Source organism: Candidatus Pantoea soli (assembly GCF_007833795.1).
GTDB classification, from domain to species: Bacteria; Pseudomonadota; Gammaproteobacteria; order Enterobacterales; family Enterobacteriaceae; genus Pantoea; species Pantoea soli.
Window position 1 is genome coordinate 1,645,229 of record NZ_CP032702.1, and the last position, 25,986, is coordinate 1,671,214.

Consider the following 25,986-nt stretch of genomic DNA (forward strand, 5'->3'; position numbering starts at 1 on the left):
TAGAATATCCAGCCGGCGTGACGGACAAAATCGCTCTACAGGCGCGTTGCCTGTGCCCAGTCGCCGCTGAGCGCCAGTTGATGACACAAACGGGTCAGCGACAGGCGCGCCAGCTGGTAAGCCTGAATCCGGAACAAACGGTCGCGATCGGCGTTGCCCATCTCCTGTACCAGACGGTGATGGAGCTTGCCCAGCGCATGCAGATAGCTGTGATCGTCGCCGTTCAGCTGGCAGAGTTCGGCCATATCGAGGCAGGTGTCATTAAAGCGGCGCAGCTGCTCAATGGAGCAGTCGGCGCGGTTAAGCTTTGCCTGAGCCAGATAGAAGTCGACGGTGCTATCGCGCAATGCAAAGCGATATTCGTCGATTTTCTGTTGCAGCCAGGCCGGAACGGACAGCGTCATATCGCCACCTTAATGGGTTAATGATAATCATTATCATATTAAACCGCGTCAGGAATGCAATTCCCGCTGTGAAATTAATTGATTTCTTATGCCTGTTACTTAAATCGGCAATAACAATCTCTTTACATCATAGAAAGGCGTAACCTATCAATCAGCATAAAAACGTAAAGTGGTATTTGAGAATTTTACGGTTTTTTAACAGGTTACGCCGGCGACGCCGGGAACAGATTCGCCCTTACAGGATGGTGTGGAGTGACTATGCTTAATAAAGCAGCGGTCAAAAACAGCACGAGATGATTATCCCTGCAAAACAAGAGGTTGAAGTGATATCTGATATCACTACCATAGGGGGATAGCCTGAAAAGGCCCAGACTTACGAGGTAACACTATGTCATCAGTAAATGCAGCGTCTTTTTCACCCGATGATTTCGTCTGGAAAGGGCTCACGCTGACCGAGTCAGCGGCAAAACAGATTCTCAGCCTGGTGGAACAGGACCCGGAAGTAAAGGGCCTGAAACTGGGCGTGAAACAGTCCGGCTGTGCCGGCTTTGGTTATGTCATGGATCTGGTAAAAGAGCCAGCCGATGACGACCTGCAGTTTGAGCAATTCGGCGCAAAACTGTTTGTGCCGCTTCAGGCGATGCCGTTTGTTGACGGTACCGAACTGGACTATGTCCGTGAAGGCCTGAACCAGATTTTTAAATTCAACAACCCTAAAGCTCAGCACGCCTGCGGGTGCGGTGAAAGCTTTGGCGTCGAGTAAGTGAAATATGTCACGACACAGCGAAGCATCTGACGATGTACAAACCTGGGAAGGCAGCCTGAACTACAAAGAAGGCTTCTTCACCCAGCTGCAAACCGACGAACTGGCACACGGCATCAATGAAGATGTGGTGCGCGCCATTTCGGCCAAACGTAACGAACCGGAGTGGATGCTGGAATTCCGCCTCAAGGCCTTCCGTGCCTGGCTGGAGATGGAAGAGCCACACTGGCTGAAAGCGCATTACGACAAGCTCGATTATCAGGATTACAGTTACTACTCTGCGCCATCCTGCGGTAACTGCGACGACAGCTGCGCCTCCGAACCGGGTGCCACTCAGGCTTCCGGCAGCGTCGCGTCCAGCGAATACCTGACGAAAGAAGTCGAAGATGCCTTTAATCAGCTGGGCGTACCGGTGCGCGAAGGGAAAGAAGTTGCGGTTGACGCGATTTTTGACTCCGTCTCCGTCTCCACTACCTATCGTGACAAACTGGCAGAGCAGGGCATTATTTTCTGCTCTTTCGGCGAAGCCATTCACGATCATCCGGAGCTGGTGCAGAAGTATCTGGGCACCGTTGTGCCGCATAACGATAACTTCTTTGCGGCGCTGAACTCGGCGGTGGCCTCTGACGGTACCTTCGTCTACATCCCGAAAGGCGTGCGTTGCCCGATGGAGCTGTCGACCTATTTCCGCATCAACGCGGCCAAAACCGGTCAGTTCGAACGCACCATCCTGATTGCCGATGAAGACAGCTACGTCAGCTACATCGAAGGCTGCTCCGCGCCGGTGCGTGACACCTATCAGCTGCACGCTGCTGTGGTGGAAGTGATCATTCACAAGAACGCTGAAGTGAAATACTCCACCGTTCAGAACTGGTTCCCGGGCGGCGAAGGTGAAGGCGGTATTCTGAACTTCGTGACCAAGCGCGCCCTGTGCGAAGGTGACCACAGCAAGATGTCGTGGACCCAGTCTGAAACCGGTTCAGCCATCACCTGGAAGTACCCAAGCTGTATTCTGCGCGGTGACCATTCTGTCGGTGAGTTTTACTCTGTGGCGCTGACCAGTGGCCGTCAGCAGGCGGATACCGGCACCAAGATGATCCACATTGGTAAAAACACCCGGTCGACCATCATTTCTAAAGGGATCTCGGCCGGTAAGAGCCAGAACACCTACCGCGGGCTGGTGAAAATTATGCCGACGGCAACGAACGCACGTAACTTTACCCAGTGCGATTCCATGCTGATTGGCCCGGATTGTGGTGCGCATACGTTCCCGTATGTCGAAACCCGCAACAACAGCGCTCAGCTGGAGCACGAAGCCACCACGTCGCGTATCGGTGAAGATCAGATGTTCTACTGCCTGCAGCGCGGCATCAGCGAAGAAGATGCGATCTCCATGATCGTGAATGGCTTCTGTAAAGACGTTTTCTCCGAGCTGCCACTGGAATTCGCCGTGGAAGCGCAAAAACTGTTAGCCATCAGCCTTGAGCACAGTGTCGGCTGATGCCACACGCGTTGCCGGAAGCAATGTGAAGGAAAGAGTATGTTAAGCATTAAAGATTTACAGGTTAGCGTTGAAGACAAAGAGATTTTGCGCGGTCTGAACCTTGAAGTGAAGCCGGGCGAAGTGCATGCCATCATGGGACCTAACGGTTCCGGCAAAAGCACCCTGTCTGCCACGCTGGCTGGCCGTGAAGATTATGAAATCACCGGCGGTTCCGTGACCTTCAAAGGCAAAGATCTGCTGGCGCTGGAGCCGGAAGAGCGTGCCGGTGAAGGCATCTTCATGGCATTCCAGTATCCGGTTGAAATTCCGGGCGTCAGCAACCAGTTTTTCCTGCAGACTTCAGTCAACGCGGTACGCAAATACCGTGAGCAGGAAGAGCTGGATCGTTTTGATTTCCAGGACTTCATTGAAGACAAGATCAAACTGCTGAAAATGCCGGAAGATTTGCTGACCCGTTCCGTGAACGTCGGCTTCTCCGGCGGTGAAAAAAAGCGTAACGACATTCTGCAGATGGCGGCACTGGAGCCAGAGCTGTGTATCCTTGATGAAACCGATTCCGGTCTGGATATCGATGCCCTGAAGATTGTCTCGGAAGGCGTTAACAGCCTGCGCGATGGCAAACGTTCGTTCATCATCGTCACGCACTATCAGCGTATCCTTGATTACATCAAGCCGGATCACGTGCACGTGCTGTATCAGGGCAAAATCGTGAAGTCTGGCGACTTTACGCTGGTGAAACAGCTGGAGGAGCAAGGCTATGGCTGGCTTACCGACCAGGAGTGATAACGCGCTGCAGCAGTGGCATCACCTGTTTGAATCGCGCGGTGATGCGCGTTCCCTGCAGGCGCAGCAGCACTGGCAGCAACTGATGCGTCTCGGCCTGCCTACGCGCAAGCACGAGCACTGGAAATACACCTCGCTGGACAGCCTGCTGGCACAGCAGTTCGTACTGCCGGACGCGCACAGCGTCAGCGCTGAACAGATCGCGCAGCTGGCGCTGCCGCTGGATGCCATTCGTCTGGTGTTTGTTGACGGTCGCTTCCAGCCGGAGCTGAGCGCACGCGACACCGAACTGTTTGAGGTGCAGCACAGCCGGGCCGCAGAGCGTCGTCCGCTGCCGGCACCGGTTCAGCCGGAAGTGTTTCTGCACCTGACAGAGAGCCTGGCAGAAGAGGTGACGTCCATTCGCCTGCCGCGCGGCAAAGCGGCTGCCCGTCCGCTCTATCTGCTGCACGTTACCAGTGGCAAGGCGGATGCGCTGAATACCGTGCATCACCGTCACCATCTGGAGCTGGAGCAGAGCGCAGAAGCACAGGTGATTGAACATTACGTCAGCCTGGATGCCACGGCGCACTTCACCGGCGCGCGCTTCACCTTCAGCGTGGCGGATAACGCCCGGCTGCAGCATATTAAGCTGGCGTTTGAAGACAGCCGCAGCTACCACTTTGCGCATAACGACATCGTGATTGGTCGTGATGCCCAAGTCAGCAGCAACAGCTTCCTGCTGGGTGCCGGTCTGTCGCGTCACAACACCAGCGTTCAGCTCAACGGTGAAAACACCCAGCTGTCGCTGAACAGTCTGGTTCTGCCGGTGGGGGCTGAAGTTGCGGATACCCGTAGCTATCTGGAGCATAACAAAGGCTACTGCCTGAGCCGTCAGCTGCATAAAACCATTTCGCGCGAAAAGGGCCGCTCCGTCTTCAACGGTCACATCAAAGTGGCGCAGCATGCGCTGAAAACCGATGGACAGATGACCAATAACAACCTGTTACTGGGGCGTCTGGCGGAAGTGGACACCAAGCCACAGCTGGAAATCTATGCGGATGATGTGAAGTGCAGCCACGGTGCGACCATTGGCCGTATCGATGACGAACAGATGTTCTATCTGCGCTCACGCGGCATCGCGGAAGACGCTGCCCAGCAGATGATCATCCACGCATTTGCCGCTGAACTGACGGAAGCGCTGGAGGATGAAACCCTGCGCGCCGCGGTCTTGCAGCGTATCACTGACCGTTTCCCCGGAGTTGCGTCATGAGTTTTGATCCCGCACGAGTCAGAGCGGAGTTTCCGATTCTGAGTCGTGAGGTCAACGGACATCCGCTGGCCTACCTCGACAGCGCGGCCAGCGCACAGCGTCCGCTCGCCGTGATCAATGCGGAAAGTCACTTCTACCAGCACGGCTACGCCGCCGTGCACCGCGGTATTCACTCGCTGAGTGCCCAGGCCACCACAGACATGGAAAACGTGCGCGCGCAGGCGGCGCGTTTTCTCAATGCGCCGTCTGCCGAAGAGATTATCTTTGTCAAAGGCACGACCGAAGGCATTAACCTGGTGGCTAATAGCTGGGGCGGCAGCCAGCTGCAGCCCGGCGATAACCTGATCATCACTGAAATGGAGCATCACGCCAACATCGTGCCATGGCAGATGGTGGCAGAGCGCACCGGTGCGGAAATTCGCGTACTGCCGCTGAATGATAACGGTGAGCTGGCAACGGAACAGCTGGCGGGGCTGATCGACAGCCGTACCCGGCTGCTGGCGGTTACCCATGTCTCCAACGTACTGGGCACCGTGAACCCGGTTAAAGCGCTGGTGGCGCAGGCGAAAGCCGCTGGCGTGCTGACGCTGATCGACGGTGCGCAGGCGGTGATGCACCACGCAGTGGATGTACAGGATATTGGCTGTGATTTTTATGTCTTTTCCGGACATAAAATTTACGGTCCTACCGGCACTGGCGTGCTTTACGCGCGCAAGGCGCTGCAGGAGATCATGCCGCCCTGGGAAGGCGGGGGGTCAATGATTGCCCAGGTTAGCCTGCCGACCGGGACCACCTGGAACACGACGCCGTGGCGTTTTGAAGCCGGTACGCCGAATACCGGTGGCATCATCGGCCTGGGGGCCGCGCTGACGTGGATCAGTGAGCTGGGACTCGACGCTATTCACCAGCGTGAAACGCAGCTGATGCGTTATGCGCTGGATAAGCTGGCCTCGGTGCCGGATATCCACATTTACGGACCGGCTGAGCGCAGCGGCGTCATTGCCTTCAACCTCGGCAAACACCACGCCTTTGACGTGGGCAGCTTCCTCGACCAGTACGGTATCGCCATTCGCACCGGCCATCACTGCGCGATGCCGCTGATGCGCCATTACGCCGTACCGGCAATGTGCCGCGCCTCATTCGCGCTGTATAACACCGAAGAGGAAGCCGATCGCCTGGCGACCGGTCTGACGCGTATTCACCGCCTGTTAGGCGGCTGAACAGATTTCAGGAGTAATGGATGGCAAATTTGCCGGATAAAGAGAAACTGGTCCGCAACTTTAACCGTTGCGCCAACTGGGAAGAGAAGTATCTCTACATCATTGAACTCGGGGCAAAATTACCAGAATCCTCTGAAAGCTTACACCAGCCGGAACACGTGATTTCCGGCTGTCAAAGCCAAGTCTGGATCCGGATGACGCCCCAGGCTGACGGCACCATCGCCTTTGAAGGCGACAGTGATGCAGCCATTGTTAAGGGCTTGATTGCTGTGGTATTTAGCCTGTATCAGGGGCTGAAAGCCAGCGACATTCTGGCGCTTGATGTAGGACACTGGTTCGGTGAGCTGGCCCTGACCCAGCACCTCACCCCCTCGCGTTCGCAGGGGCTGGAAGCGATGATTCGCGCAATCCGCCATAACGCTCAGGCGCTCAGCTAAGTTACACTCTCCAGACCCCGGCATGACCGGGGTCTGTTCCCTCCGACAAAGAGAAAATTGCATGAGACCCGCGTTACGTTTAGCCGGTGCAGTGCTGTTGTCCTGTATCGGACTGTCTGCACCCGCCTTTGCCACGGAATACCCCCTGCCAGCCGATAACAGCCGTTTAATCGGTGAAAACACGCTGACGACTGTCCCTGATGATAAACGCCCGCTGGAGAGCATTGCCGCGCGCTACAAGATTGGCCTGCTTGGTATGCTGGAAGCCAACCCCGGCGTTGACCCGTGGCTGCCCAAAGCCGGCACGCAGTTAACCGTGCCGCTGCAAATGCTGCTACCGGATGCGCCACGCGAAGGTATCGTGGTGAATCTGGCAGAACTCCGCCTCTATTACTACCCCAAAGGGGAGCAGCGCGTGGTGGTGTACCCGATTGGGATTGGCCAGCTTGGCGCAGCGACGCCCAGCATGGTGACCAGCATCAGCCAGAAGATCCCGAATCCGACGTGGACGCCCACGGTGAACATCCGCAAGCGTTACGCGAAAGAGGGCATAACGCTGCCGGGCGTGGTGCCGGCAGGCCCGGATAATCCGATGGGGCTGTTTGCGCTGCGTCTGGCACGTGGCACCGGACAATACCTGATTCATGGCACCAATGCTGATTTCGGGATTGGCATGCGCGTCAGCTCGGGCTGTATCCGCCTGCGTCCGGATGACATTGAAGCGCTGTTTAATAGCGTGCCGAAGGGCACCCGCGTGCAGATAGTAAATCAGCCTGTCAAGTATGCGGTGGAGCCGGACGGCAAACGCTATATCGAAGTCCATCAGCCGCTGTCGCGCACCGAGAAAGACGATCCGCAAACCATGCCGATCCCGCTGACCGCACAGCTGAAAAGCTTTATGAAGAGTCCGAAGAGCGATACGGCACTGATCAAAGCGGCCATTGAGCGGCGCTCGGGGATGCCGGTACTGGTGAGCAGCGGGGAGCCGGTCAGCGATGAAAACGCGCTGCCGTTTCAGCAGCCGGTGCAGCCGTCAGGAGAAACGGCGGGCGATCGGGCAGGCGTGACGCAGGCCGTCGCACAACCCTGATTCAGGGCCAGCGGAGGGCGCAGAATCAGGACAAAAAAAATGGTGCCACATGGGCACCATTTTTCAAACCAGAACTCTTACTTACGGTAAGAGTGAGCCTGGTTGTCCAGACGCTGGTTAGCGCGAGCTGCGTCGTCTTTAGCAGCCTGAACGTCAGAACGCATTGCGTTCACGTCGTTGCTCAGCTGGTCAACTTTTGCGTTCAGAGTCTGAACGTCTGAAGACAGCTGGTCGATTTTAGCGTTGCTTGAGCAACCAGCCAGCAGAGTTGAACCCAGGATTACCGCGCCCAGTACCAGTTTAGTACGATTCATTATTTATACCCTCTAGATTGAGTTAATCTCCATGTAGCGTTACAAGTATTACACAAAGCTTTTTAAGTTGAGAATAAATTTTTGATGAGAACATGCTTAAATTTGATCGTTCGCTCAAAGAAGCAGCGTTTCGCAGAACATGATGAAAATATTTAGCGAAAACAGAGAGATTTAATCGGATTAACCTTAATTCGGCGGGATATTGAATAGTTATTATCGATTGGAATTTTCTGCTTTGTGTCGCAGACGCGGAATAAAAAAAGCGCCGTTAAAGGCGCTTTTTTAAATAAACATTCAACCGTCAATCAGAGTACGTGGACGGAGGCCGTATTGGTGGTTCCGCTCGGTACCAGCGCACCGGAAACCATCACCACCACATCGCCTTTCTGCGCATAACCGCTCTCCAGCGCCATCTCTTTACCGATGCGGTAGAAGTCGTCGGTCGAGGCAATTTCCGACACCAGACGCGTCTCCACGCCTTTGGTCAGGATCAGCTGACGTGCGGTGGTCTGGTTGGTGGTGAGTGCCAGAATGGTGGCATCCGGGAAGTATTTACGGACCGATTTCGCGGATTTCCCGCCTTCGGTCGCCACAACAATCAGCGGCGCTTCCAGTTTCTCAGCGGTCTCAACCGCACCGCGGCAGACAGCTTCGGTGATGCGCAGTTTGCGCGAATCTTTCAGTTCGTCAATGCGCGATTTCATCACGCGGTCAGTACGCTCACAGATGGTCGCCATGATAGTGACCGATTCCAGCGGATATTTACCCTTCGCACTCTCACCGGAAAGCATCACCGCATCGGTGCCATCGAGGATGGCGTTCGCCACGTCGCCGGCTTCTGCGCGGGTAGGGCGCGGGTTCTTGATCATCGAGTCCAGCATCTGCGTGGCGGTGATCACCACTTTGCGGGCTTTATTACACTTCTTGATCATCATCTTCTGCGCGAAGATCACTTCTTCAACCGGGATCTCTACGCCGAGATCGCCGCGCGCCACCATGATGCCATCCGAGGCTTCAAGAATCTCGTCGAAGTTATTCAGGCCTTCCTGGTTTTCGATTTTAGAGATGATCTGGATGTGCTCGCCGCCGTGCGCTTTCAGGTGCTCACGAATTTCCAGCACGTCAGAACGCTTACGGATAAAGGATGCCGCCACAAAATCCACGCCCTGTTCACAGCCGAAGATCAGGTCGCGTTTGTCTTTTTCCGCCAGTGCAGGCAGCTGAATGGAGACGCCCGGCAGGTTAACGCCTTTGTTCTCGCCCAGATCGCCATTGTTAAGCACCTGGCACACCACAGTGTTTTCGGTCACTTCGGTGACCTGCATACCAATCAGGCCATCGTCCACCAGCACGGTGTTACCGATTTTCAGGTCTTCAGTGAAACCGGCATAGGTCACGGCAACGCGTTCGTTATTACCGATAACGGACTGATCGGTGGTGAAAGTAAAGGTCTGGCCGGCTTTCAGCGAAACGTCATTGCCACCTTCCAGCTTCATGGTGCGGATTTCCGGGCCTTTGGTGTCCAGCAGAATCGCGGCCTGACGGCCGGTTTTTTCCATGACGGCACGCATGTTTTTGATGCGCTGACCATGTTCGGCATAATCCCCGTGAGAGAAGTTCAGGCGCATGACATTCATGCCCGCTTCCAGCAGTTGAGTCAGCATCTCTTCGGATTCGGTTTTCGGACCGATAGTACAAACGATCTTGGTCTTTTTCATGTCAGATTTCTGTAAGTTGTGATGGATGATAAAGGTCGGTGTTCGATGCAGGCTGCACCGAAGTAAAAATGTGTCTGGTGCTGATTAGGCTAGTACAGAAGTAAGAATAGGTGACGAAGGCTGGACGTGCAGGGAAGTTGTACGGTACGCGGTGGCACCGGCTGGACCCTGTTGCGCAAATCTGGAGTGTTGCTGTCATAGGCACGTTAGCGCTGAAACCTTTCAGGTGGAACAACGCGCCATAGTATAGTCGCTAAGTATGCGAAAACCAATATAAAAGCAGCAGAAGAAATCGATGCAGATCAAGAAAACCGGGGTTGCGCAACGAGAAGTACAGCAGAAGTGGTGCGCTCTAATGGACTCGAACCATCGACCCCCACCATGTCAAGGTGGTGCTCTAACCAACTGAGCTAAGAGCGCATTACAGAAAACTGGTGCGTCCGAGTGGACTCGAACCACCGACCCCCACCATGTCAAGGTGGTGCTCTAACCAACTGAGCTACGGACGCACTTTGGTGCGCTCTAATGGACTCGAACCATCGACCCCCACCATGTCAAGGTGGTGCTCTAACCAACTGAGCTAAGAGCGCAACACGCTGTCAGGGCGACAGCGGGGACGAATATTAACGGCAGGCCGTGTGGCTGGCAAGGGGAAAAAGTGAATTTCCCCCTCGACTGACCAGCAACTGTGCTATGCGTCGTTTTTTTAGACGTTATTGACCAACTGACGCCCGCTCAGCCACTTAGCGCGCAGCGCGCGCCAGGATCACCTGCGCCGGTAAACGCTGCAAACGGCGGATGCGCCACAGCATCATGACGGCCGCAGAGGTCAGGCCAACAATAAAGCCACACCAGAAACCGGCCGGCCCGAGCGCCGGTACCACCCAGTCGGTCAGCGCCAGGATATAGCCCACCGGCAAACCCAGCACCCAGTAAGCGATCAGCGTAATAAAGAAGATCGAACGGGTATCTTTATAGCCACGCAGAATGCCGCTGCCAATGACCTGGATTGAATCGGAGAACTGGTAGATCGCCGCCAGCAGCATCAGCTGTGCTGCCAGCGTAATGACCTCCGGATTGCTGGTATACAGCGCCGCAATATCATGGCGAAAGGTGACGGTGAACAGGGCGGTGATTGCCGCCATGCTGATGCCCACGCCCTGACCAGCCCAGGCGGCAACGCGCGCCTGCTCAGCCGACCCCTCACCAAGACGGTAGCCCACGCGAATGGTGGTCGCTACGCCCAGCGACAGCGGCAGCACAAACATCAGCGAGCTGAAGTTCAGGGCGATCTGATGGCCGGCCACCTTGACGATGCCCAGCGGGGAAACCAGCAGCGCCACCACGGCAAATAATGTCACTTCAAAGAACAGCGCCAGCGCCACCGGCAGCCCGAGCGTGAACAGACGCGTCAGAATCGCCCGGGACGGAGCAGACCAGCCGGTCTGCATGCGGATATCGCGCATCGCCGGCATGCGTTTCAGCCAGAAACGCATCACCACAAACATCACCCAGTAGACGGATGCCGTGGCAACGCCGCAGCCGACGCCGCCCAGCGCCGGCATGCCAAAGTGGCCATAGATAAACACATAGTTAAGCGGAATGTTCACCAGCAGCCCAAGGAATCCCAGCAGCATCGCGGGTTTGGTTTTGGACAGGCCATCGCACTGGTTCCGCGCGACCTGGAAAAACAGATACCCAGGGGCACCCCACAGCAGGGCGTGCAGATATCCCTCTGCCTTGACTGCCAGCTGCGCATCAATGTCATGCATGGCGTGAATCAGGTAGCCGGCGTTCCACAGCACCAGCATTATTAGCACGGCCACCGCCAGGGCCAGCCAGTAACCCTGGCGTACCTGTTCTGCGATGCGATCGCGGCGTCCGGAACCGTTGAGTTGCGCAACGGTTGGCGTCAAAGCCAGTAGCAGACCATGACCAAACAGAATGGCGGGAAGCCAGATAGAGGTGCCGACAGCAACGGCGGCCATATCCGTGGCGCTTACCGCACCGGCCATTATGGTATCCACAAATCCCATCGCGGTCTGCGCCACCTGAGCAAGGATGACCGGGATCGCGAGGGCCAGCAATTGACGCGCTTCTGTTAAATACTTCTGCACGTATCACCTGCGTTATTGATAAAGAGAACAGGGCGAAATGCCCAAAGAATGCGCGGCATAGTGTAGCCGCCGCGCCGCATTCCACCAAACACTGTTCACACTTAGTCGGGCCGGATGTGTAAAGTTTGCACGCCGGCAAATTAAGCCACGCCAGGTAAGCTGTGATAAACTGAGGCAAACTTTGCAGAGGCTGAAATTATGTTTACGGGAATTGTGCAGGGCACAGCAGAAATTGTCGCCATTGAAGAAAAAGAGCTGTTTCGTACCCACGTAGTGCGTCTGCCGGAAGCGTTGCTGCCCGGTCTGGCACTGGGTGCTTCGGTCGCGCATAACGGCTGCTGCCTGACGGTCACCGCGATCGACGGCGATCGCGTCAGTTTTGATCTGATTAAAGAGACGCTGCGCATCACGAATCTTGGTGAATTAGCCACCGGCGATGTGGTGAATATTGAGCGCGCAGCGAAATTCAGCGATGAAATTGGTGGCCATCTGATGTCCGGCCATATTATGACCACGGCGGAAATCTGTAAAATTATCCAGTCGGAAAATAACCGTGAAATCTGGTTTAAATTACAGGACGCCGCGCAGATGAAATATATTCTGCACAAAGGGTTTGTCGGCATTGACGGCATCAGCCTGACGGTGGGCGATGTGACAAAAAGCAAATTCTGTGTGCATCTGATCCCGGAAACGCTGGAGCGCACCACGCTTGGCGCCAAAAAGCTGGGGCACCGCGTGAACATCGAAATCGATCCGCACACCCAGGCGATTGTCGATACCGTTGAGCGCGTGCTGGCTCAGCGCGATGCGGCGGCGATGATGTCACAGATTCAGCCGGATGCGGCGGAATAAACGCCATAAAAAAAGGCGCTCCCCGCGCCTTTATTCATGTGAATGCTGCGACTAGCGCGCAACGCGCAGTCCGCCTTCCGTACCGCGACTGAACACCACCTGCCACAGCTGAATATCGCGCGCCCGAAAGGCGCCCGCGCAGGCATTGAGGTAGTAGGTGAACATGCGTTTAAAGCGCTCGCCGTACTTTTCCGCCAGCTGCGGCCACGCCGCCTGGAAGCGCGTGTGCCAGGCCATCAGCGTGGTGTCGTAGTCAGCACCGAAGTTGTGCCAGTCTTCCATGATAAAATGCGATTCGCTGGCATCGGCAATCTGGCGCACCGACGGCAGGCAGCCGTTGGGGAAAATATACTTATCGATCCACGGGTCCACATTCATATCTGTCCGGATAGCACCAATGGTGTGCAGCAGGAACAGGCCGTCCGGCTTCAGGTTGCGATCGACCACGTCAAAATAGGTGGCGTAATTTTTCGGCCCGACGTGCTCAAACATGCCCACTGAAACGATGCGGTCGAACTGCTGATTCAGATCGCGATAATCCTGCAGCAGGATGGTGACGTCCAGCCCGGCACAGCGCTGTTGCGCCATGCGCTGCTGTTCAGCGGAAATAGTGACGCCATGCACTTTAACGCCGTAATGGCGCGCGGCAAACTCCGCCAGACCGCCCCAGCCGCAGCCGATATCCAGCAGCGTCATGCCCGGCGCCAGCTGCAGCTTGCGGCAAATCATATCAAGTTTTGCCTGCTGCGCCTGCTCCAGCGTCTCAGCGCTTTTCCAGTAGCCGCAGGAGTATTGCATGAAGGGATCCAGCATCAGGGCGAACAGGTCATTGCCCAGGTCGTAATGCTCTTTACCCACAATCCAGGCGCGCTTTTTCGACTGCAGGTTGGTCAGGCGCGCTGCGGCGATGCGCAGGGTATCTTTGAAATGGTGGGGAAGCTGTTTATCCAGATGATGCTTCAGCGCCCGATGGAAGAACATGTCGAGACGCTCACACTCCCACCAGCCGTCCATGTAACTCTCGCCAAGGCCCAGCGATCCCTCCTGCAGGACCCGTTTAAAAAAATCCGGATGTTTTACCTGAATATCCCAGGGGCGTGTGCCATTGATGTGGATATCTGCCCGCTCCAGCAGCTCATGGGCGATACGAAACCATTGGTTTTCTTCAAGGCTCACTTCTTCTATACACGATGAACTCATAGCTTCTCCATCACCTTTCCGATTTAAACCTGAGAAAGAGAATAGTCAAATTCCCCAGGCCTGTGAGAGAACTCACGGAAGATCCGTGCGCCAGATAGTCGACGTTTTACAGAGGTAGAGATCTCAACAGAAATGTCCGGCACAGCATCGCAGAAAGATGCCCGCGCAGACGCCATCCCAGCGACAGAGTCGCGAATAAATAAGGCAATTATGTTATTGATTTGTTACAGAAATGCTGACCCACCGAGTATATGCTCACGTGGGTCAATATTCAACGGCTTATCGTTATCATGCTAACGATAAGCGTTGCATCAAAGCGTATCTTCGCAGGGGCGGGCAGGGTCAGCAACGTCACTTTGTGCGACAGCGGTACGTTGCCAGAGATAGCCTGCCCACGCCAGTGCGACAGTGATCACCATTACCAGTGTAGTGTGATACAGCGCATGTTGCAGGCCGGATGAGACAATCAGGCTGGCCAGAAAACAGAGACCAAGCTGCAGCAGGTTCTGCAGGCCGGCCGCTTTGCCGGTGGCCTGTGGGAACGGGGCCAGCGCGCTGGCAACCACAATCGGGTAAATCGCGCCGTTAGCCAGCGCCATACCACAGAACGGTAGCAGCAGGCCAGCCAGTGGTGGCGCAGGCAGCAGCGCCACGGCGAACAGGCTGATGATGCTCAGGCTGTAAACCAGCAGCAGCCACGGCAGCAGCTGTGCACCCTGAAAACGATTCAGCAGCGCGCGGCAGCCAAAGCCGCCGACGAGGAAGGCGATGGTCTGCGGAATGTAGCTCAGGCCGATGTCAGCCGGACTCAGCCCCGCCGCAGCGAGGATAAAGGGGGAACCGGTCAGCCAGGCAAAAAAGCTGGCTGAACAGGCGGAGTAAATCAGCACATTACCGCTGTAAACCCGGGCAGCGAGCAGCGTGAGCCAGCCGGGCTGCTCGCCCCGATCGCGCTGCTGCGGCGCAGGCGCGCGCAGGCGCAGCGTGCCGCATAGCAGCACGCCGGTCACCAGCGCCAGCACCAGAAAAATCGTACGCCAGTCAAAATGATTCATCAGCCAGGCACCCAGCAGCGGTGCCAGCGCCGGTGAGAGCGCAACCAGGGGCATAATCGTGGCGAACACTTTATTGGCCTGCGCTTTCGGATAGCGATCGACCACCAGCGCCTGCCAGCTCACCGCTGCCGCACACACGCCAACCGCCTGGATAAAGCGCAGCGCCAGCATCAGCCAGACATCGCTGACCCACAACATCGCGAGGCAACTGACGGCAAACAGCGTCAGGCCAGCCAGCAGCACCGGTTTGCGGCCAATGCGGTCTGACAGGGCACCCCACAATACCTGAGCACAGGCAAAGCCGCCCAGGAACACACTGAGGCTGGCACTGATGGTACCGGGGGCGGTCGCGAAATCGCGCTGCATATCGCCAAACGCTGGCAGATACATATCCGTGGCGAGAAAGCCAAGCATACTCAGCACGGCCAGATAGGGCAGAAATCCTTTTGATGACAACATAGTGATTCTCATTCGACAGGGTGAACGGCGGGCAGTGTAAAAGGGTGCAGCCAGCTTTGTGAAACGCTAATATTTGCATTGTGCTATCAAAATTTTTGCAGGCAAAAAAATGTGGTCTGAATACGCTTTGGAAGTGGCCGATGCGGTTGCGCGCACGGGCAGCTTCAGCGCCGCAGCGCAGGAGCTGCACCGCGTGCCTTCTGCCATCAGCTATACCGTGCGCCAGCTGGAAAGCTGGCTGGCGGTGCCGCTGTTTGAACGCCAGCACCGGGAAGTGGTGCTGACGCCGGCTGGCGAGCATTTTGTGCGCGAAGGACGATCTGTTATCAAAAAAATGCTGGCAACCCGCCGCCAGTGTCAGCAGCTGGCCAACGGCTGGCGCGGTCAGCTGAGTATCGCCGTGGACTGCATTGTCAAACCGCAGCGTACGCGACAGCTGGTGAAGGATTTTTATCGTCATTTTCCCGATATGGAGTTGATCATCAGTTACGAAGTGTTCAACGGCGTGTGGGATGCGCTGGCTGACGGGCGCGTTGACGTGGCGATTGGCGCGACGCAGGCGATTCCGGTGGGCGGTCGTTTTGCCTTTCAGGATATGGGGGCGCTTAACTGGCGCTGCGTGGTCAGCCCCGATCACCCGCTGGCTGGCAGCACACAGCTTGACGACGAGACGCTGCGCGCCTGGCCGTCGCTGGTGCTGGAAGACACCTCGCGCGCCTTACCGCGCCGCATGACCTGGACGCTGGATAACCAGCGCCGGCTGGTGGTGCCGGAGTGGGAAACCGGGCTGGACTGTCTGCAGGCCGGCTTGTGCGTGGGCATGATCCCCGGCCATTTAGCGCGGCCGCTGCTGGACAGCGGCGCCCTGACGGAACTGACGCTGCCGCAGGCTTTTCCGGACAGCCCCTGCTGTGTCAGCTGGTCAGAACAGGGTGACTCACCGGCGCTGGACTGGCTGCTGAGTTATCTGGGGGATGCGGAAACGCTGAACCAGGAATGGCTCAGCGAGACGCGCACTTAACGGCGATAGTCGCGGAACGGGCCATCCGCGACCGAACGGCGTTCAATCAGCGTAGGCTGCACTTCAATGGTTTGCGGCTCTTCGCGCTTGCTGGTAATGCGATCCAGCAGCATCTCAAGCGCTTTTTCCCCCAGCTGGGCTTTGGGCTGATGGACCGTGGTCAGCGCGGGCGTGAAGTAGCGCGCGTTGCGCACGTTATCGTAACCGATGACGGAAATATCCTGCGGCACGCGCAGCCCCATCTCATCAGCCGCACAGATTGCGCCCATCGCCATGATGTCACCGCCGCAGAACACGGCAGTAGGGCGCTGCTTCTGGTTGAGGATCTGCTGCATCGCCTGATAACCGGATTCCGGCTCAAAGTCGCCCTGCACAATCCACTCCTGACGCACGGTAATGCCCGCTTCATGCATCGCCTGTAAAAAACCAGCGTGGCGTCCGCCCCCGGTATTGCGTTCCATCTGGCCCGGAATCGCCCCGATATCACGGTGGCCGCGCTCAATCAGATAGCGTCCGGCGAGATAGCCGCCGTGAAACGCATTATCCTGCACGGTATCGGTAAAATCGCCGCGCGATTCGCCCCAGTCCATCACCACCATGGGAATGTTACGGTTCTCTTCCAGCATCTGCAGCAGATCGTCCGGATACTCTGAGCACATCACCAGCAGCCCGTCCACGCGTTTTTGCGCCATCATCGACAGATAGGCGCGCTGTTTTTGCAGGTCGTTATGCGCGTTACCGAGGATCAGGGTATAACCGCGGTCAAAACAGTGATTTTCCACCGCTTCGATAATCTCGGCAAAATAGGGCGCTTCGCTGGAGGTGGCCAGCAGCCCCAGCGTTTTGGTGTGGTTCACCTTCAGACTGCGCGCCACGGCGCTGGGTGAATAGTGCAGTGCTTTGATCGCTTCCCATACGGCGTTGCGCGTCTCTTCAGCAACGAAGCGCGTTTTGTTGATGACATGCGAAACCGTGGTGGTTGAGACACCGGCGCGTTTCGCCACATCTTTAATTGTTGCCATCTGAATGGTACTCCTGGGCTTATCGCAACTTACTGATAAGTATATTGTTAAACGTTTGCGTCTGCGAAGGGTATTTTACCCCGTTTTGGCCGGAAAACCGGCGTTTCAGGGGCAAAGAAAACGCGTTCGCAGGCTGTCAATGCAGCATGCGCAAAACCTGTTGCGCAACGAAAGGCGGCGATTCTAGCAAGCTGGCGCGGATAACACGAGATTTTTGCCGGTTGCTGTGCGAAAATTCTTTAACCATGATAACAGTGTGGCTATGGAGCAAGGATGAGTACGGAGATGAAGCTGGCGTTAATGACCACGGTCGCGGCGCTGATGATGATTGTGGCCTTCAGTTTTACGGCAATTCTGCACTAATAAAAAAGCCGGCGCTGAGCAACAGCCGCCGGCTTTTCTTTGCTTGCTTGCGCAACGCAACGCTTAGCGAATGGTTTTAGGTGTCATCATGCGGCGCGCGCCTACATAGTGTTTCTGCCAGTAATCTTCGCTTAGCGCACTGATTTGAATATCTTTACCGGTACGCGGCGACTGAATGAACTTGCCGTTGCCCAGATAGACGCCGACGTGATCGGCAGCACCGCGGTTATTAATGCGGAAGAAGACCAGATCGCCTTTCTCCAGCAGCTCGCGTTTGATCGGGGCCGCATCGCGCAGATGATACATTTCATTGGCGGTGCGCGGCAGTTTGAATTTGACGAGGTCTTTATAGGCGTACCACACCAAACCGCTGCAATCGAAACCGGTATGCGGCGAGGTGCCGCCCCACTGATAAGGCTTACCCAGCTGTCCCATCAGTTTATTCATCGCCGTTTCACGCGCTTTCTGATAGCGCAGGCGGTGAGACTTGCTCATTTTAATGCCGGTCAGGCCCTGAACCTCGTCATCGGCCTCTGCCGCGGCAGCGGCTTTCGCCAGGCGCTGATGACCATATTTTTTACCGCTGAGTTTCAGGGGGGCGCGACGGCTGGTGGTTTTCTGCAGTGCGGTGGCGGTTTTCTGCTGCTTTTTTAGTTTAAATTTCTGCACCGACGTCAGACGGGATTTTTTTGTGGTGGTCTTCACCGGACGTCGCTTGCGGCGCTCATCGTCACGCGCACTTTTTTTCTCAGTCTTCTGCAGACTGGCATTAACCGGCGTGTGCGGGGATGCAGAAGCCACATTAACGAACAGTTGGGCAAAAGCCAGTATGAAAAGCGTAATCAGTAAACGCATAGTCCGGTTACAGGTTAAGCAGGCTGCTCAGGCACAGGCTGCGGAAAAGTTAGAAAAATCTGATCAAAAATCAGAGCCAGGGCAATTCTAATCCACTTTTTTTCTAAAAGGTAAGGGCTTTTTCCATTAATCTGTTACGGCACTGAATTTGTGGCAAAAATGAGCGATTTCAGCCGGTTAAGCCAGCGAAATTATTGCTAATTATTAATTGATTAATGCCTGTTAATGATATGAAAATGTTATCGTTCAGTCATCCGCTTAACAAAGATGGCGATCGCACTGTCGCGGGGCAAAATCCCGTTTTCAGTCGCGGGGCGAAGTCGCTACAATAAACAAACACGAAGTGAAGGATTAAGGAAGGCAAAAATGAGTACTGTTGAAAAAATTCAGCGCCAGATCGCAGAAAACCCGATCCTGCTGTATATGAAAGGGTCGCCAAAGCTGCCAAGCTGCGGCTTCTCTGCGCAGGCGGTGCAGGCGCTGTCTGCCTGTGGTGAGCGCTTCGCGTATGTGGATATCCTGCAGAATCCGGATATCCGTGCTGAATTACCTAAGTACGCTAACTGGCCAACATTCCCGCAGCTGTGGGTGGATGGTGAACTGGTCGGCGGCTGCGACATCATCGTCGAAATGTTCCAGCGTGGCGAACTGCAGCCACTGATCAAAGAGACCGCTGAGAAACACAAAGAAGCGGAATAAGCGAAGCGAAAGCGCTATAAAGGCCGACCTCTGTCGGCCTTTTTCTTTTCTGCGCAGTCAGAGGGCGGCGTCGTCTTCGGCCGGTGCTTCCTGCATCGCCAGCGGCCAGCCGCCCAGACGTTTCCAGCGATTCACCAGCTCACAAAACAGGATGGCTGTCTGCTCGGTGTCATACAGGGCAGAGTGCGCCTGCGTGCTGTCAAACGCCATTCCCGCCGCAATACAGGCTTTTGCCAGCACCGTTTGCCCCAGCACCAGACCGCTAAGCGCCGCGGTATCAAAAGTGGCGAACGGATGGAACGGATTCCGCTTCAGACCGGCACGCTCTGCCGCCGCCATCAGAAAGCTGTGATCGAAGGTGGCATTGTGCGCCACAATGATGGCGCGGTTACAGCCGCTCTCTTTGGTGCCTTTGCGCACCATCTTGAAGATGGCGTGCAGCGCTTCGTATTCACTCACCGCACCGCGCAGCGGGTTGGTGGGATCAATACCGGTAAAGGCCAGCGCATCCGGATTCAGAATCGCGCCTTCAAATGGCTCCACGTGAAAATGCAGGGTTTCATCACGCTGCAGCCAGCCCTCTTCATCCATTTTGAGCGTGATCGCGGCGATCTCCAGCAGGGCATCGGTTTTGGCGTTGAAACCGGCGGTTTCCACGTCAATGACCACAGGGTAGAAACCACGGAAGCGTTGATGAAGGGCATTCAGGGCGTTCGATTCAGACATCAGGATCTCATAGCAGGCAATAAGGCAGCGCGCATTATGGCAAAAATTGCCGGAGGGTGCAGCAGGAGAGGGAGATCAGCCTGCAAATTAGCAGGCTGAGAGGCGGCATCAGTTGCCGAGGCCGTTACCGGCGTGCTTGTTTTCGATCAGCTCGATTTTGTAACCATCCGGATCTTCGACAAACGCAATCACCGTGGTACCGCCTTTCACCGGGCCGGCTTCGCGCGTTACGTTGCCGCCGGCGCTGCGGATGCGTTCGCAGGTTTCCGCCACGTTATCCACGCCAAGCGCGATATGTCCATACGCATTGCCGAGGTCATATTTATCTACGCCCCAGTTGTAGGTCAGCTCAATCACCGCGCCTTCGCTCTCTTCGGTGTAGCCAACAAACGCCAGGGTGTATTTGTATTCGCTGTTTTCGCTCTGGCGCAGAACGCGCATGCCCAGTACGCGGGTGTAAAAATCAATTGAGCGCTGCAGATCGCCAACGCGTAACATGGTGTGAAGTAAACGCATAACATCCTCTTTTTTGACAAGTCGTCTGGTGTGACAAAACGCTAAGTATAGCGAGTAAATGCCCGCTATAAGCAAAACCGCCGCACAGCAGGTGCGGCGGCAAAACGCTTACAGCGTCGGGTAATCAGTGTAACCTTCTGCACCGCCGCCATAGAAGCTTTCCGGGCGCTGCGGATTAAGCGGGGCGTCCTGTTGCAGGCGCGCCACCAGATCCGGGTTAGCAATGAAGTCGCGGCCAAACGCCACGGCATCGATCAGACCACGGGCAATCAGATCATCCGCTTTTTCGACGGTATACGCACCGGCACCGATGATCACGCCCGGGAAGGCGGCACGCACTTTTTCACGGAAAGCATCGGTATACGGCTTACCGCCCGCCCAGTCTGGCTCGGAAAGGTGCAGATACGCGAGCCCGCGCTTGCCCAACTCCGTGATGTACCACAGCGCTGCTTCTTCTTCATCCGGGCCGTTGTCGAGGTTCTGGAACGAACCAATTGGCGAGATACGGATCCCGACGCGGTCGGCTGACCAGTTGGCAATCGCGGCATCCACCACTTCCAGGGCAAAGCGACCGCGTTTTTCGATAGAGCCGCCGTACTCATCGGTGCGCTGGTTCGAACCGGGCGCAAGGAACTGATGCATCAGATAGCCGTGCGCGGAGTGCAACTCCAGCAGGTCGAAATCCGCTTCGCGCGCGTTGGCCGCGGCCTGACCAAAGTCTTTCACGATTTGCTGAATTTCAGCCACGCTCAGCTCGCGCGGCGTGGAGGTATCTTCACGATAGACGCTGCCATCCGGCGCGCGCAGTGAGGTGCGGGTGCCTGCCGGGATCGCGGACGGGGCCACCGGCGCTTTGCCTTCCGGCTGCACGCTGTGATGCGAAATACGCCCGGTGTGCCACAGCTGAACCGCGCTGTGGCCCTGCGCAGCATGAATGCCTTCATTGATCACTTTCCACGCGGCGATTTGTTCCTGCGTATGCAGCCCCGGCGCACCGGCATAGCCTTTCGCCTGGAAAGAGATCTGCGTCGCTTCAGTGATGATCAGCCCGGCGCTGGCGCGCTGCTGATAATACTCTGCCATCAGGGGCGTGGGAACATCACCCGGTTCAATACTGCGCAGACGCGTCAGCGGGGCCATGAATACGCGGTTAGGTACGGTAATCGCGCCCACTTTCAGCGGGGTGAACAGCTGTTTACTCGCCATACTAGCTCCTGTAATAGACCGGTCGTCTAGAAACTGCGGTTTTTAAAATCAGTGGCCGTTCAGCCACTGTTCGATCGTGCCGAGTGCCAGGCTGATGGGCCCGGCTTCACGGGAAATTTTGCTCTGCAGGCTGGCACCCAGCCATAACAGATAGCAGCGCTGTGCCAGCTGCTGCGGCGTCTGCCCGAACGGCAGCGGCTGTTCGTCCGCCAGCTCACTCAGACAGCGGGCATAGGCAGCGATAATCGCCGTTGCGCCGCGCTGCAGGGCGTCACGCATCGGTTCTGAGAGATCGCAGACTTCCGCCGAGAGCTTAACGCCAAGGCAACCCACAATGTGGCCCTGCTCAACAAACAGCGTTTCCGCATAGCGAAAGTGCTGTAACAGGCGTTCGCGCGCAGAAAGGTGCGGTAGCGTCAGCTGTTGCTCAATCTGCTGCAGGTAATTGACGAAGTAGCGCTCAAGAAGCGCCACGCCAAAAGCCTCTTTGGAGCGGAAATAGTGGTAAAACGAGCCTTTCGGCACGTCGGCCCGCGCCAGCATCTCGCTCAGGCCCATGCCGGTAAAACCGCGCTGCAGACAAACCTGCTCGCCGACGGCCAGCAGGTGTTCACGGGTTTCGTTACGCTGCACACTTTTATTCATGGCCGGAAGCGTAGTAGACCAGTCAGTCTAATGCAATGCTCAGGCGCGGTTCTGGCACGATTTGATCATGTCCAGCTGCGGCTGATACTCCTGCGTCTGCACGTTAAACATGCCCAGCAGGGTATGGAACAGATTGTCCTGCGACACCACATCACTGGCGGCATGCTGGCGTAAACAGGCTTCATCCAGGTGATACGCTGCAGCATAACCCGGCGACATCCACATCAGCAGCGGAATATGCGTCTGCTGTGAGGGCGCGAACAGGTAGGGCGCGCCGTGCAGATACATGCCGTGCTCGCCCAGCGATTCGCCGTGGTCGGAGAGATACACCAGCGCCACATTGAAGCGGTCGCTCAGGCCTTTCAGCTTATCGATGGTGCGGCTTACCATATCATCGGTATACAGCAGCGTATTGTCATAGGTGTTGACCAGCGCCTGATGATCGCAATCCTGAATCTGGTTGCTGTCGCAGGTCGGCGTGAAACGGCGGAACGCGGCCGGGTAGCGCTGATAATAGGCGGGCCCATGGCTGCCCATCTGATGCAGCACAATGATGCCGTCATTATGCAGGCTGTCCACGTAGTTATCCAGGCGATGCAGCAGCACATCATCCAGACAGAAGCCGTCGTGACAGTACTGCGGCAGCGTCCAGCGGGTCATATCCGTATGCGGCACGCGGTCACAGGCGCCTTTGCAGCCGCCGTCATTTTCCCGCCATAACACGCTGACGCCGGCATGCGCCAGCACGTCAAGCAGCCCTTCCTGATGGTGTGCCAGATTGGCGTCGTAGTGTTCACGCGGCATGCGGGAGAACATGCAGGGCACGGAGATGGCGGTTTCGGTGCCGCAGGAGCTGGCGTTCGGATAATAAATAACCTGCTGTTTTTGCAGCTGCGGGTTGGTGTCACGGCCATAGCCGCCGAGCGAGTAATCTTCCGCGCGGCCGGTTTCGCCGACCACCAGCACCACCAGCGTCTTTTTGCCTGCTGCGCTAATCAGCGGGCCTTTTTTCGCATCCTGCCCGATGCGCACCAGCGCCTGACTGCCCTGCAGATAGCGCTGATCCACGTAATGGGCGGTGCCGCTCACAATGTTTGCCGGGGTGATCATTTTAATCAGCCCTTTATGGTTACGGATCAGTGAGGCGTAATCTTTATAAAACAGCACGGCCATCAGCAGAATCACCAGCACCGCGCCCAGCGCGCCCGCCAGCCGCTGCAGCACGCTCCACCACCAGCGCTGGCCGGTTTTGATGCGCACGCTGCACAGGACGGCAACCGGTAAAAAACCCATCAGCAGCATCCAGATGAGGTAATTACGGCTGAAGAGCGCGCCGGTCTCCTGCGCATTGGATTCAAACACGTTTTCGATCATGTTGGTGTCGATAACGGTACCAAAGCTGTGCATGAAATAGCTGGCGGCCGCGCTGACCAGCACCAGCACCGCCAGCAGGGGCTTGCGGACATAGGGCCAGCTGAGCAGGGAAAAAATCAGGTAAAAGGCCGCGATCAGCACCACCGGCATGCTGGCGGCAAATAAATAATCATGCAGTCGGGTAAAGGCAATGTTTTCCCAGGCGCGCAGTAAAAACAGGGCATTCAGAACGAGGGCGAAAAACAGCGCTGCGGCAAAATCGAAGCTGCTGGCGTGACACTGTAACCTTGACGAAAATTTCATGGGGACTCATCGGGCAGACGGAATGTGACAATCGTATGAATTTAAGATGAGGAAAACCTTAATCCTGTCGCAACTTTACCATTACCACAGCATAAAACGGCACTCTTTGGTAAACAGGCGCAACCTGTTGCCCGCTGCCGCAGGGTATCTGCTGCCTCCTGCTTACGCCTTGCACAATATCGCTAACCTGCTATAACCAGGCTTGAGGTGATTAATCCGGAGTCAATGTGGCCGAACAACTTGAGTTTTTTCCCGTTCCCAGCCCGTGCCGTGGTATCTGCCAGAGCGATGCGCGCGGCTACTGCCGGGGCTGTTTGCGCAGCCGCGACGAGCGTTTCAACTGGATGAAATTCAGTGACGCGCAGAAGCGGGAAGTGCTGCGTCTGTGCCGCCAGCGCTATCTGCGTCTGCAGCGCCAGCAGAAAACGGAAGAACCTGACGATCCGCAACAACCCGAGCTGTTTTAACGCCCGCGCCCGATGCTTTTGGTTATACTGCCGCTTTCGCTATCCGCTCACGCGTTCAGGGGAGTTTAACCATGTTACAGCCACAAACTATTGCGCCACAGGGCCCGGCCTTTTCACCACTGATTGCCGGCTACTGGCGATTAATGGAGTGGAACATGACGCCGCAGCAGCGGCTGCAGTTTATTGAGCATCATCTGTCGCTGGGTATCACCACCGTTGACCATGCCGATATTTACGGTGACTACCAGTGTGAAGCCGCCTTTGGTGAAGCGCTGCGCCTTGCGCCGCATCTGCGGCAGCAGCTGCAGATCGTGACGAAATGCGGTATCGCGACGCGTGCTAAGCCGGCACACCGCATCGGCCACTACATCACCGAAGCCCGCCATATTCTGCACAGTGCCGAAAACTCGCTGCGCCATCTGGCCACGGATTATCTCGATCTGCTGTTAATCCACCGCCCCGATCCATTAATGGATGCCGATGAGGTGGCAGAAGCCTTTATACAGCTGCATCAAAGCGGCAAAGTGCGCTATTTCGGCGTCTCCAACTTTACCGCTTCACAGTTCACCCTGCTGCAGTCGCGCCTGCCGTTTAGCCTGGTGACCAATCAGCTGGAGATCTCCCCGCTGGAGCAGTCGGCGCTGCTGGATGGCACGCTCGACCAGTGCCAGCAGACGCGGATGCGGCCGATGGCCTGGTCATGCCTGGGCGGTGGCCGGCTGTTTAACGATCCGCACTACCAGCCGCTGCGCGATGAGCTGGCGCAGATCAGCGAGGAAATCGGTGCCGATAATATTGAGCAGGTGGTGTACGCCTGGGTGCTCAGGCTGCCAAGCCGGCCGCTGCCGATTATCGGCTCCGGAAAAACGGCGCGCATCAGCGAGGCGGTAAAAGCCTGCGACCTGACGCTGGATCGCCAGCAGTGGTTCCGCATCCGCAAAGCGGCGCTGGGCTATGACGTCCCCTGAAGCGTAAAGCTTCGTCAACCTGCGGCAGGGCGGACCATTCCGGTCCAGGCTTAGAGGGAACCTGAACCGTAAGGAGACGTTATGAAAAAGACCGTTATTGCTGTTCTGGCACTCGCCTGCGCCACCGGTGCGCAGGCGGCCTCAGAGAAGGTAACGCTGCACCAGGTCACAGCACAGGGGAGCGGTGAGGCTGTCGGGAGCGTTACCGTGACCGAAACGCCCTACGGCCTGCAGTTTACCCCGGCGCTGACCGGCCTGAAGCCGGGTATTCACGGTTTTCACGTGCACGCCAAAGGCAGCTGCGAACCTGGCGAGTCCGCCGGCAAAACCGTGGCAGCGGGCGCGGCGGGTGGACACCTCGATCCCCGGAACAGCGGTAAACATCTGGGCCCCTGGGGTGATGGCCACACCGGCGACCTGCCGGCGCTGTATGTGACGCAGGACGGCAAAGCGGACTATCCGGTGGTGGCACCGCGCCTGATATCGCTGAGTGAAATAAAAGGCAAAGCGCTGATGGTGCATGCCGGCGGTGATAACCATGCCGACCATCCGCAGCCGCTGGGCGGCGGCGGGGCGAGGCTGGCCTGCGGCGTCATCTGAGCGCGACACGGCAGCCTGGCTGCCGTTTTTAGTGCGGAAAAATTCTGACCCAC

27 protein-coding genes and 3 tRNA genes are annotated in these 25,986 nt (G+C 56.7%); 14 read left to right on the top strand and 16 right to left on the bottom strand.

Features of this window, described 5'->3' with window-relative positions:
• Window positions 1-35: 35 nt before the first annotated feature.
• A complete protein-coding gene (locus tag D8B20_RS07665) occupies window positions 36-404 on the bottom strand; it encodes a hypothetical protein (protein WP_145888313.1) in 369 nt (122 codons plus the stop codon).
• Window positions 405-792: 388 nt separating this feature from the next.
• Here D8B20_RS07665 and sufA point away from each other — a divergent pair, with 388 nt between their 5' ends.
• The 7 genes from sufA (at window position 793) to D8B20_RS07700 (ending at window position 7,453) form a co-directional block, all read left to right on the top strand.
• Window positions 793-1,167 (top strand): Fe-S cluster assembly scaffold SufA, encoded by a 375-nt coding sequence (gene sufA / locus D8B20_RS07670; RefSeq protein WP_128600291.1) that lies wholly within the window; start codon window positions 793-795, stop codon window positions 1,165-1,167.
• Between the two features lie 7 nt (window positions 1,168-1,174).
• Window positions 1,175-2,668, top strand: a complete 1,494-nt coding sequence (gene sufB, locus D8B20_RS07675; protein WP_145888314.1) for a Fe-S cluster assembly protein SufB — start codon at window positions 1,175-1,177, stop codon at window positions 2,666-2,668.
• 39 nt (window positions 2,669-2,707) lie between these two features.
• Window positions 2,708-3,454, top strand: a complete 747-nt coding sequence (gene sufC / locus D8B20_RS07680; RefSeq protein WP_145888315.1) for a Fe-S cluster assembly ATPase SufC — start codon at window positions 2,708-2,710, stop codon at window positions 3,452-3,454.
• Complete coding sequence (gene sufD / locus D8B20_RS07685; protein WP_145888316.1) at window positions 3,429-4,706, top strand: Fe-S cluster assembly protein SufD; 1,278 nt, start codon at window positions 3,429-3,431, stop codon at window positions 4,704-4,706. The genes sufC and sufD overlap by 26 nt, the downstream gene beginning before the upstream one ends.
• The gene (gene sufS, locus D8B20_RS07690; protein ID WP_145888317.1) at window positions 4,703-5,926 is read left to right on the top strand and encodes a cysteine desulfurase SufS; all 1,224 of its coding nucleotides are present in this window, start codon (window positions 4,703-4,705) and stop codon (window positions 5,924-5,926) included. Before sufD ends, sufS begins: the two co-directional genes overlap by 4 nt.
• Window positions 5,927-5,946: 20 nt before the next feature.
• Window positions 5,947-6,363 (top strand): cysteine desulfuration protein SufE, encoded by a 417-nt coding sequence (sufE, locus tag D8B20_RS07695; protein WP_145888318.1) that lies wholly within the window; start codon window positions 5,947-5,949, stop codon window positions 6,361-6,363.
• Window positions 6,364-6,424: 61 nt separating this feature from the next.
• Window positions 6,425-7,453, top strand: a complete 1,029-nt coding sequence (locus tag D8B20_RS07700; RefSeq protein WP_145888319.1) for a L,D-transpeptidase family protein — start codon at window positions 6,425-6,427, stop codon at window positions 7,451-7,453.
• Between the two features lie 77 nt (window positions 7,454-7,530).
• On the opposite strand, the gene D8B20_RS07705 is transcribed toward D8B20_RS07700, so the two are convergent.
• From D8B20_RS07705 to D8B20_RS07730, 6 genes are all read right to left on the bottom strand, one after another.
• Window positions 7,531-7,767: a major outer membrane lipoprotein gene (locus tag D8B20_RS07705; RefSeq protein ID WP_002908860.1), complete on the bottom strand. Its 237-nt coding sequence runs from the start codon at window positions 7,765-7,767 to the stop codon at window positions 7,531-7,533.
• A gap of 305 nt (window positions 7,768-8,072) precedes the next feature.
• Window positions 8,073-9,485 (bottom strand): pyruvate kinase PykF, encoded by a 1,413-nt coding sequence (gene pykF / locus D8B20_RS07710; RefSeq protein WP_145888320.1) that lies wholly within the window; start codon window positions 9,483-9,485, stop codon window positions 8,073-8,075.
• A gap of 343 nt (window positions 9,486-9,828) precedes the next feature.
• Window positions 9,829-9,905 (bottom strand) — tRNA-Val (locus tag D8B20_RS07715).
• A 12-nt stretch (window positions 9,906-9,917) separates the two neighbouring features.
• A tRNA-Val gene (locus D8B20_RS07720) sits at window positions 9,918-9,994 on the bottom strand.
• A 4-nt stretch (window positions 9,995-9,998) separates the two neighbouring features.
• Window positions 9,999-10,075 (bottom strand) — tRNA-Val (locus D8B20_RS07725).
• 153 nt (window positions 10,076-10,228) lie between these two features.
• Window positions 10,229-11,602: an MATE family efflux transporter gene (locus tag D8B20_RS07730; RefSeq protein WP_145888321.1), complete on the bottom strand. Its 1,374-nt coding sequence runs from the start codon at window positions 11,600-11,602 to the stop codon at window positions 10,229-10,231.
• A 198-nt stretch (window positions 11,603-11,800) separates the two neighbouring features.
• Between D8B20_RS07730 and D8B20_RS07735 the strand changes: the two genes are divergently transcribed.
• The gene (locus tag D8B20_RS07735; RefSeq protein WP_145888322.1) at window positions 11,801-12,454 is read left to right on the top strand and encodes a riboflavin synthase subunit alpha; all 654 of its coding nucleotides are present in this window, start codon (window positions 11,801-11,803) and stop codon (window positions 12,452-12,454) included.
• 51 nt (window positions 12,455-12,505) lie between these two features.
• Here the strand turns inward: D8B20_RS07735 and cfa are convergent, their stop codons facing one another.
• Together cfa and punC are read right to left on the bottom strand one after the other, a co-directional pair.
• Window positions 12,506-13,654, bottom strand: a complete 1,149-nt coding sequence (gene cfa, locus D8B20_RS07740) for a cyclopropane fatty acyl phospholipid synthase (RefSeq protein WP_145888323.1) — start codon at window positions 13,652-13,654, stop codon at window positions 12,506-12,508.
• 311 nt (window positions 13,655-13,965) lie between these two features.
• Complete coding sequence (gene punC / locus D8B20_RS07745; protein ID WP_145888324.1) at window positions 13,966-15,168, bottom strand: purine nucleoside transporter PunC; 1,203 nt, start codon at window positions 15,166-15,168, stop codon at window positions 13,966-13,968.
• 109 nt (window positions 15,169-15,277) lie between these two features.
• Between punC and punR the strand changes: the two genes are divergently transcribed.
• A complete protein-coding gene (gene punR / locus D8B20_RS07750; protein WP_145888325.1) occupies window positions 15,278-16,189 on the top strand; it encodes a DNA-binding transcriptional activator PunR in 912 nt (303 codons plus the stop codon).
• Here the strand turns inward: punR and purR are convergent.
• On the bottom strand, window positions 16,186-17,211 hold the full coding sequence (gene purR, locus D8B20_RS07755; protein ID WP_145888326.1) for an HTH-type transcriptional repressor PurR: 1,026 nt from the start codon (window positions 17,209-17,211) through the stop codon (window positions 16,186-16,188). The two genes, punR and purR, sit on opposite strands and share 4 nt — an antisense overlap.
• A gap of 273 nt (window positions 17,212-17,484) precedes the next feature.
• On the opposite strand from purR, the gene cydH reads away from it, so the two are divergent.
• Complete coding sequence (cydH, locus tag D8B20_RS07760; RefSeq protein ID WP_145888327.1) at window positions 17,485-17,574, top strand: cytochrome bd-I oxidase subunit CydH; 90 nt, start codon at window positions 17,485-17,487, stop codon at window positions 17,572-17,574.
• Between the two features lie 63 nt (window positions 17,575-17,637).
• Here cydH and D8B20_RS07765 read toward each other — a convergent pair whose 3' ends face one another.
• Window positions 17,638-18,429, bottom strand: coding sequence for a C40 family peptidase (locus D8B20_RS07765; protein WP_145888328.1), 792 nt, complete (start codon window positions 18,427-18,429; stop codon window positions 17,638-17,640).
• Between the two features lie 366 nt (window positions 18,430-18,795).
• Between D8B20_RS07765 and D8B20_RS07770 the strand changes: the two genes are divergently transcribed.
• Window positions 18,796-19,128, top strand: coding sequence for a Grx4 family monothiol glutaredoxin (locus tag D8B20_RS07770; protein WP_021506217.1), 333 nt, complete (start codon window positions 18,796-18,798; stop codon window positions 19,126-19,128).
• A 57-nt stretch (window positions 19,129-19,185) separates the two neighbouring features.
• Here the strand turns inward: D8B20_RS07770 and rnt are convergent, their stop codons facing one another.
• From rnt to eptA, 5 genes are all read right to left on the bottom strand, one after another.
• Window positions 19,186-19,854, bottom strand: coding sequence for a ribonuclease T (rnt, locus tag D8B20_RS07775; RefSeq protein WP_145888329.1), 669 nt, complete (start codon window positions 19,852-19,854; stop codon window positions 19,186-19,188).
• Between the two features lie 108 nt (window positions 19,855-19,962).
• Window positions 19,963-20,370, bottom strand: a complete 408-nt coding sequence (gloA, locus tag D8B20_RS07780; RefSeq protein ID WP_145888330.1) for a lactoylglutathione lyase — start codon at window positions 20,368-20,370, stop codon at window positions 19,963-19,965.
• A gap of 108 nt (window positions 20,371-20,478) precedes the next feature.
• On the bottom strand, window positions 20,479-21,576 hold the full coding sequence (locus D8B20_RS07785; RefSeq protein WP_145888331.1) for an alkene reductase: 1,098 nt from the start codon (window positions 21,574-21,576) through the stop codon (window positions 20,479-20,481).
• A 48-nt stretch (window positions 21,577-21,624) separates the two neighbouring features.
• A complete protein-coding gene (locus D8B20_RS07790; protein WP_145888332.1) occupies window positions 21,625-22,221 on the bottom strand; it encodes a TetR/AcrR family transcriptional regulator in 597 nt (198 codons plus the stop codon).
• Between the two features lie 39 nt (window positions 22,222-22,260).
• Window positions 22,261-23,898 (bottom strand): phosphoethanolamine transferase EptA, encoded by a 1,638-nt coding sequence (eptA, locus tag D8B20_RS07795; protein WP_145888333.1) that lies wholly within the window; start codon window positions 23,896-23,898, stop codon window positions 22,261-22,263.
• Between the two features lie 227 nt (window positions 23,899-24,125).
• On the opposite strand from eptA, the gene D8B20_RS07800 reads away from it, so the two are divergent.
• The 3 genes from D8B20_RS07800 (at window position 24,126) to sodC (ending at window position 25,933) form a co-directional block, all read left to right on the top strand.
• A complete protein-coding gene (locus D8B20_RS07800) occupies window positions 24,126-24,365 on the top strand; it encodes a DUF1289 domain-containing protein (protein WP_145888334.1) in 240 nt (79 codons plus the stop codon).
• A 71-nt stretch (window positions 24,366-24,436) separates the two neighbouring features.
• On the top strand, window positions 24,437-25,333 hold the full coding sequence (locus D8B20_RS07805; protein WP_145888335.1) for an aldo/keto reductase: 897 nt from the start codon (window positions 24,437-24,439) through the stop codon (window positions 25,331-25,333).
• Window positions 25,334-25,414: 81 nt separating this feature from the next.
• Window positions 25,415-25,933 (top strand): superoxide dismutase family protein, encoded by a 519-nt coding sequence (gene sodC / locus D8B20_RS07810; RefSeq protein WP_145888336.1) that lies wholly within the window; start codon window positions 25,415-25,417, stop codon window positions 25,931-25,933.
• The last annotated feature ends 53 nt before the right edge of the window (window positions 25,934-25,986 follow it).

Excerpts from the sequence above, each read along its gene's own strand:
- sufE (WP_145888318.1), top strand. The coding sequence starts at position 5,947 with ATGGCAAATTTGCCGGATAAAGAGAAACTGGTCCGCAACTTTAACCGT.
- purR (WP_145888326.1), bottom strand. The coding sequence starts at position 17,211 with ATGGCAACAATTAAAGATGTGGCGAAACGCGCCGGTGTCTCAACCACC.
- punR (WP_145888325.1), top strand. The coding sequence starts at position 15,278 with ATGTGGTCTGAATACGCTTTGGAAGTGGCCGATGCGGTTGCGCGCACG.
- punC (WP_145888324.1), bottom strand. The coding sequence starts at position 15,168 with ATGTTGTCATCAAAAGGATTTCTGCCCTATCTGGCCGTGCTGAGTATG.
- D8B20_RS07735 (WP_145888322.1), top strand. The coding sequence starts at position 11,801 with ATGTTTACGGGAATTGTGCAGGGCACAGCAGAAATTGTCGCCATTGAA.
- sufA (WP_128600291.1), top strand. The coding sequence starts at position 793 with ATGTCATCAGTAAATGCAGCGTCTTTTTCACCCGATGATTTCGTCTGG.
- D8B20_RS07700 (WP_145888319.1), top strand. The coding sequence starts at position 6,425 with ATGAGACCCGCGTTACGTTTAGCCGGTGCAGTGCTGTTGTCCTGTATC.
- cfa (WP_145888323.1), bottom strand. The coding sequence starts at position 13,654 with ATGAGTTCATCGTGTATAGAAGAAGTGAGCCTTGAAGAAAACCAATGG.
- D8B20_RS07790 (WP_145888332.1), bottom strand. The coding sequence starts at position 22,221 with ATGAATAAAAGTGTGCAGCGTAACGAAACCCGTGAACACCTGCTGGCC.
- D8B20_RS07785 (WP_145888331.1), bottom strand. The coding sequence starts at position 21,576 with ATGGCGAGTAAACAGCTGTTCACCCCGCTGAAAGTGGGCGCGATTACC.
- sufB (WP_145888314.1), top strand. The coding sequence starts at position 1,175 with ATGTCACGACACAGCGAAGCATCTGACGATGTACAAACCTGGGAAGGC.
- gloA (WP_145888330.1), bottom strand. The coding sequence starts at position 20,370 with ATGCGTTTACTTCACACCATGTTACGCGTTGGCGATCTGCAGCGCTCA.
- sufD (WP_145888316.1), top strand. The coding sequence starts at position 3,429 with ATGGCTGGCTTACCGACCAGGAGTGATAACGCGCTGCAGCAGTGGCAT.
- D8B20_RS07765 (WP_145888328.1), bottom strand. The coding sequence starts at position 18,429 with ATGCGTTTACTGATTACGCTTTTCATACTGGCTTTTGCCCAACTGTTC.
- pykF (WP_145888320.1), bottom strand. The coding sequence starts at position 9,485 with ATGAAAAAGACCAAGATCGTTTGTACTATCGGTCCGAAAACCGAATCC.
- D8B20_RS07805 (WP_145888335.1), top strand. The coding sequence starts at position 24,437 with ATGTTACAGCCACAAACTATTGCGCCACAGGGCCCGGCCTTTTCACCA.
- sufC (WP_145888315.1), top strand. The coding sequence starts at position 2,708 with ATGTTAAGCATTAAAGATTTACAGGTTAGCGTTGAAGACAAAGAGATT.
- cydH (WP_145888327.1), top strand. The coding sequence starts at position 17,485 with ATGAGTACGGAGATGAAGCTGGCGTTAATGACCACGGTCGCGGCGCTG.
- D8B20_RS07705 (WP_002908860.1), bottom strand. The coding sequence starts at position 7,767 with ATGAATCGTACTAAACTGGTACTGGGCGCGGTAATCCTGGGTTCAACT.
- sodC (WP_145888336.1), top strand. The coding sequence starts at position 25,415 with ATGAAAAAGACCGTTATTGCTGTTCTGGCACTCGCCTGCGCCACCGGT.
- sufS (WP_145888317.1), top strand. The coding sequence starts at position 4,703 with ATGAGTTTTGATCCCGCACGAGTCAGAGCGGAGTTTCCGATTCTGAGT.
- eptA (WP_145888333.1), bottom strand. The coding sequence starts at position 23,898 with ATGAAATTTTCGTCAAGGTTACAGTGTCACGCCAGCAGCTTCGATTTT.
- D8B20_RS07770 (WP_021506217.1), top strand. The coding sequence starts at position 18,796 with ATGAGTACTGTTGAAAAAATTCAGCGCCAGATCGCAGAAAACCCGATC.
- rnt (WP_145888329.1), bottom strand. The coding sequence starts at position 19,854 with ATGTCTGAATCGAACGCCCTGAATGCCCTTCATCAACGCTTCCGTGGT.
- D8B20_RS07665 (WP_145888313.1), bottom strand. The coding sequence starts at position 404 with ATGACGCTGTCCGTTCCGGCCTGGCTGCAACAGAAAATCGACGAATAT.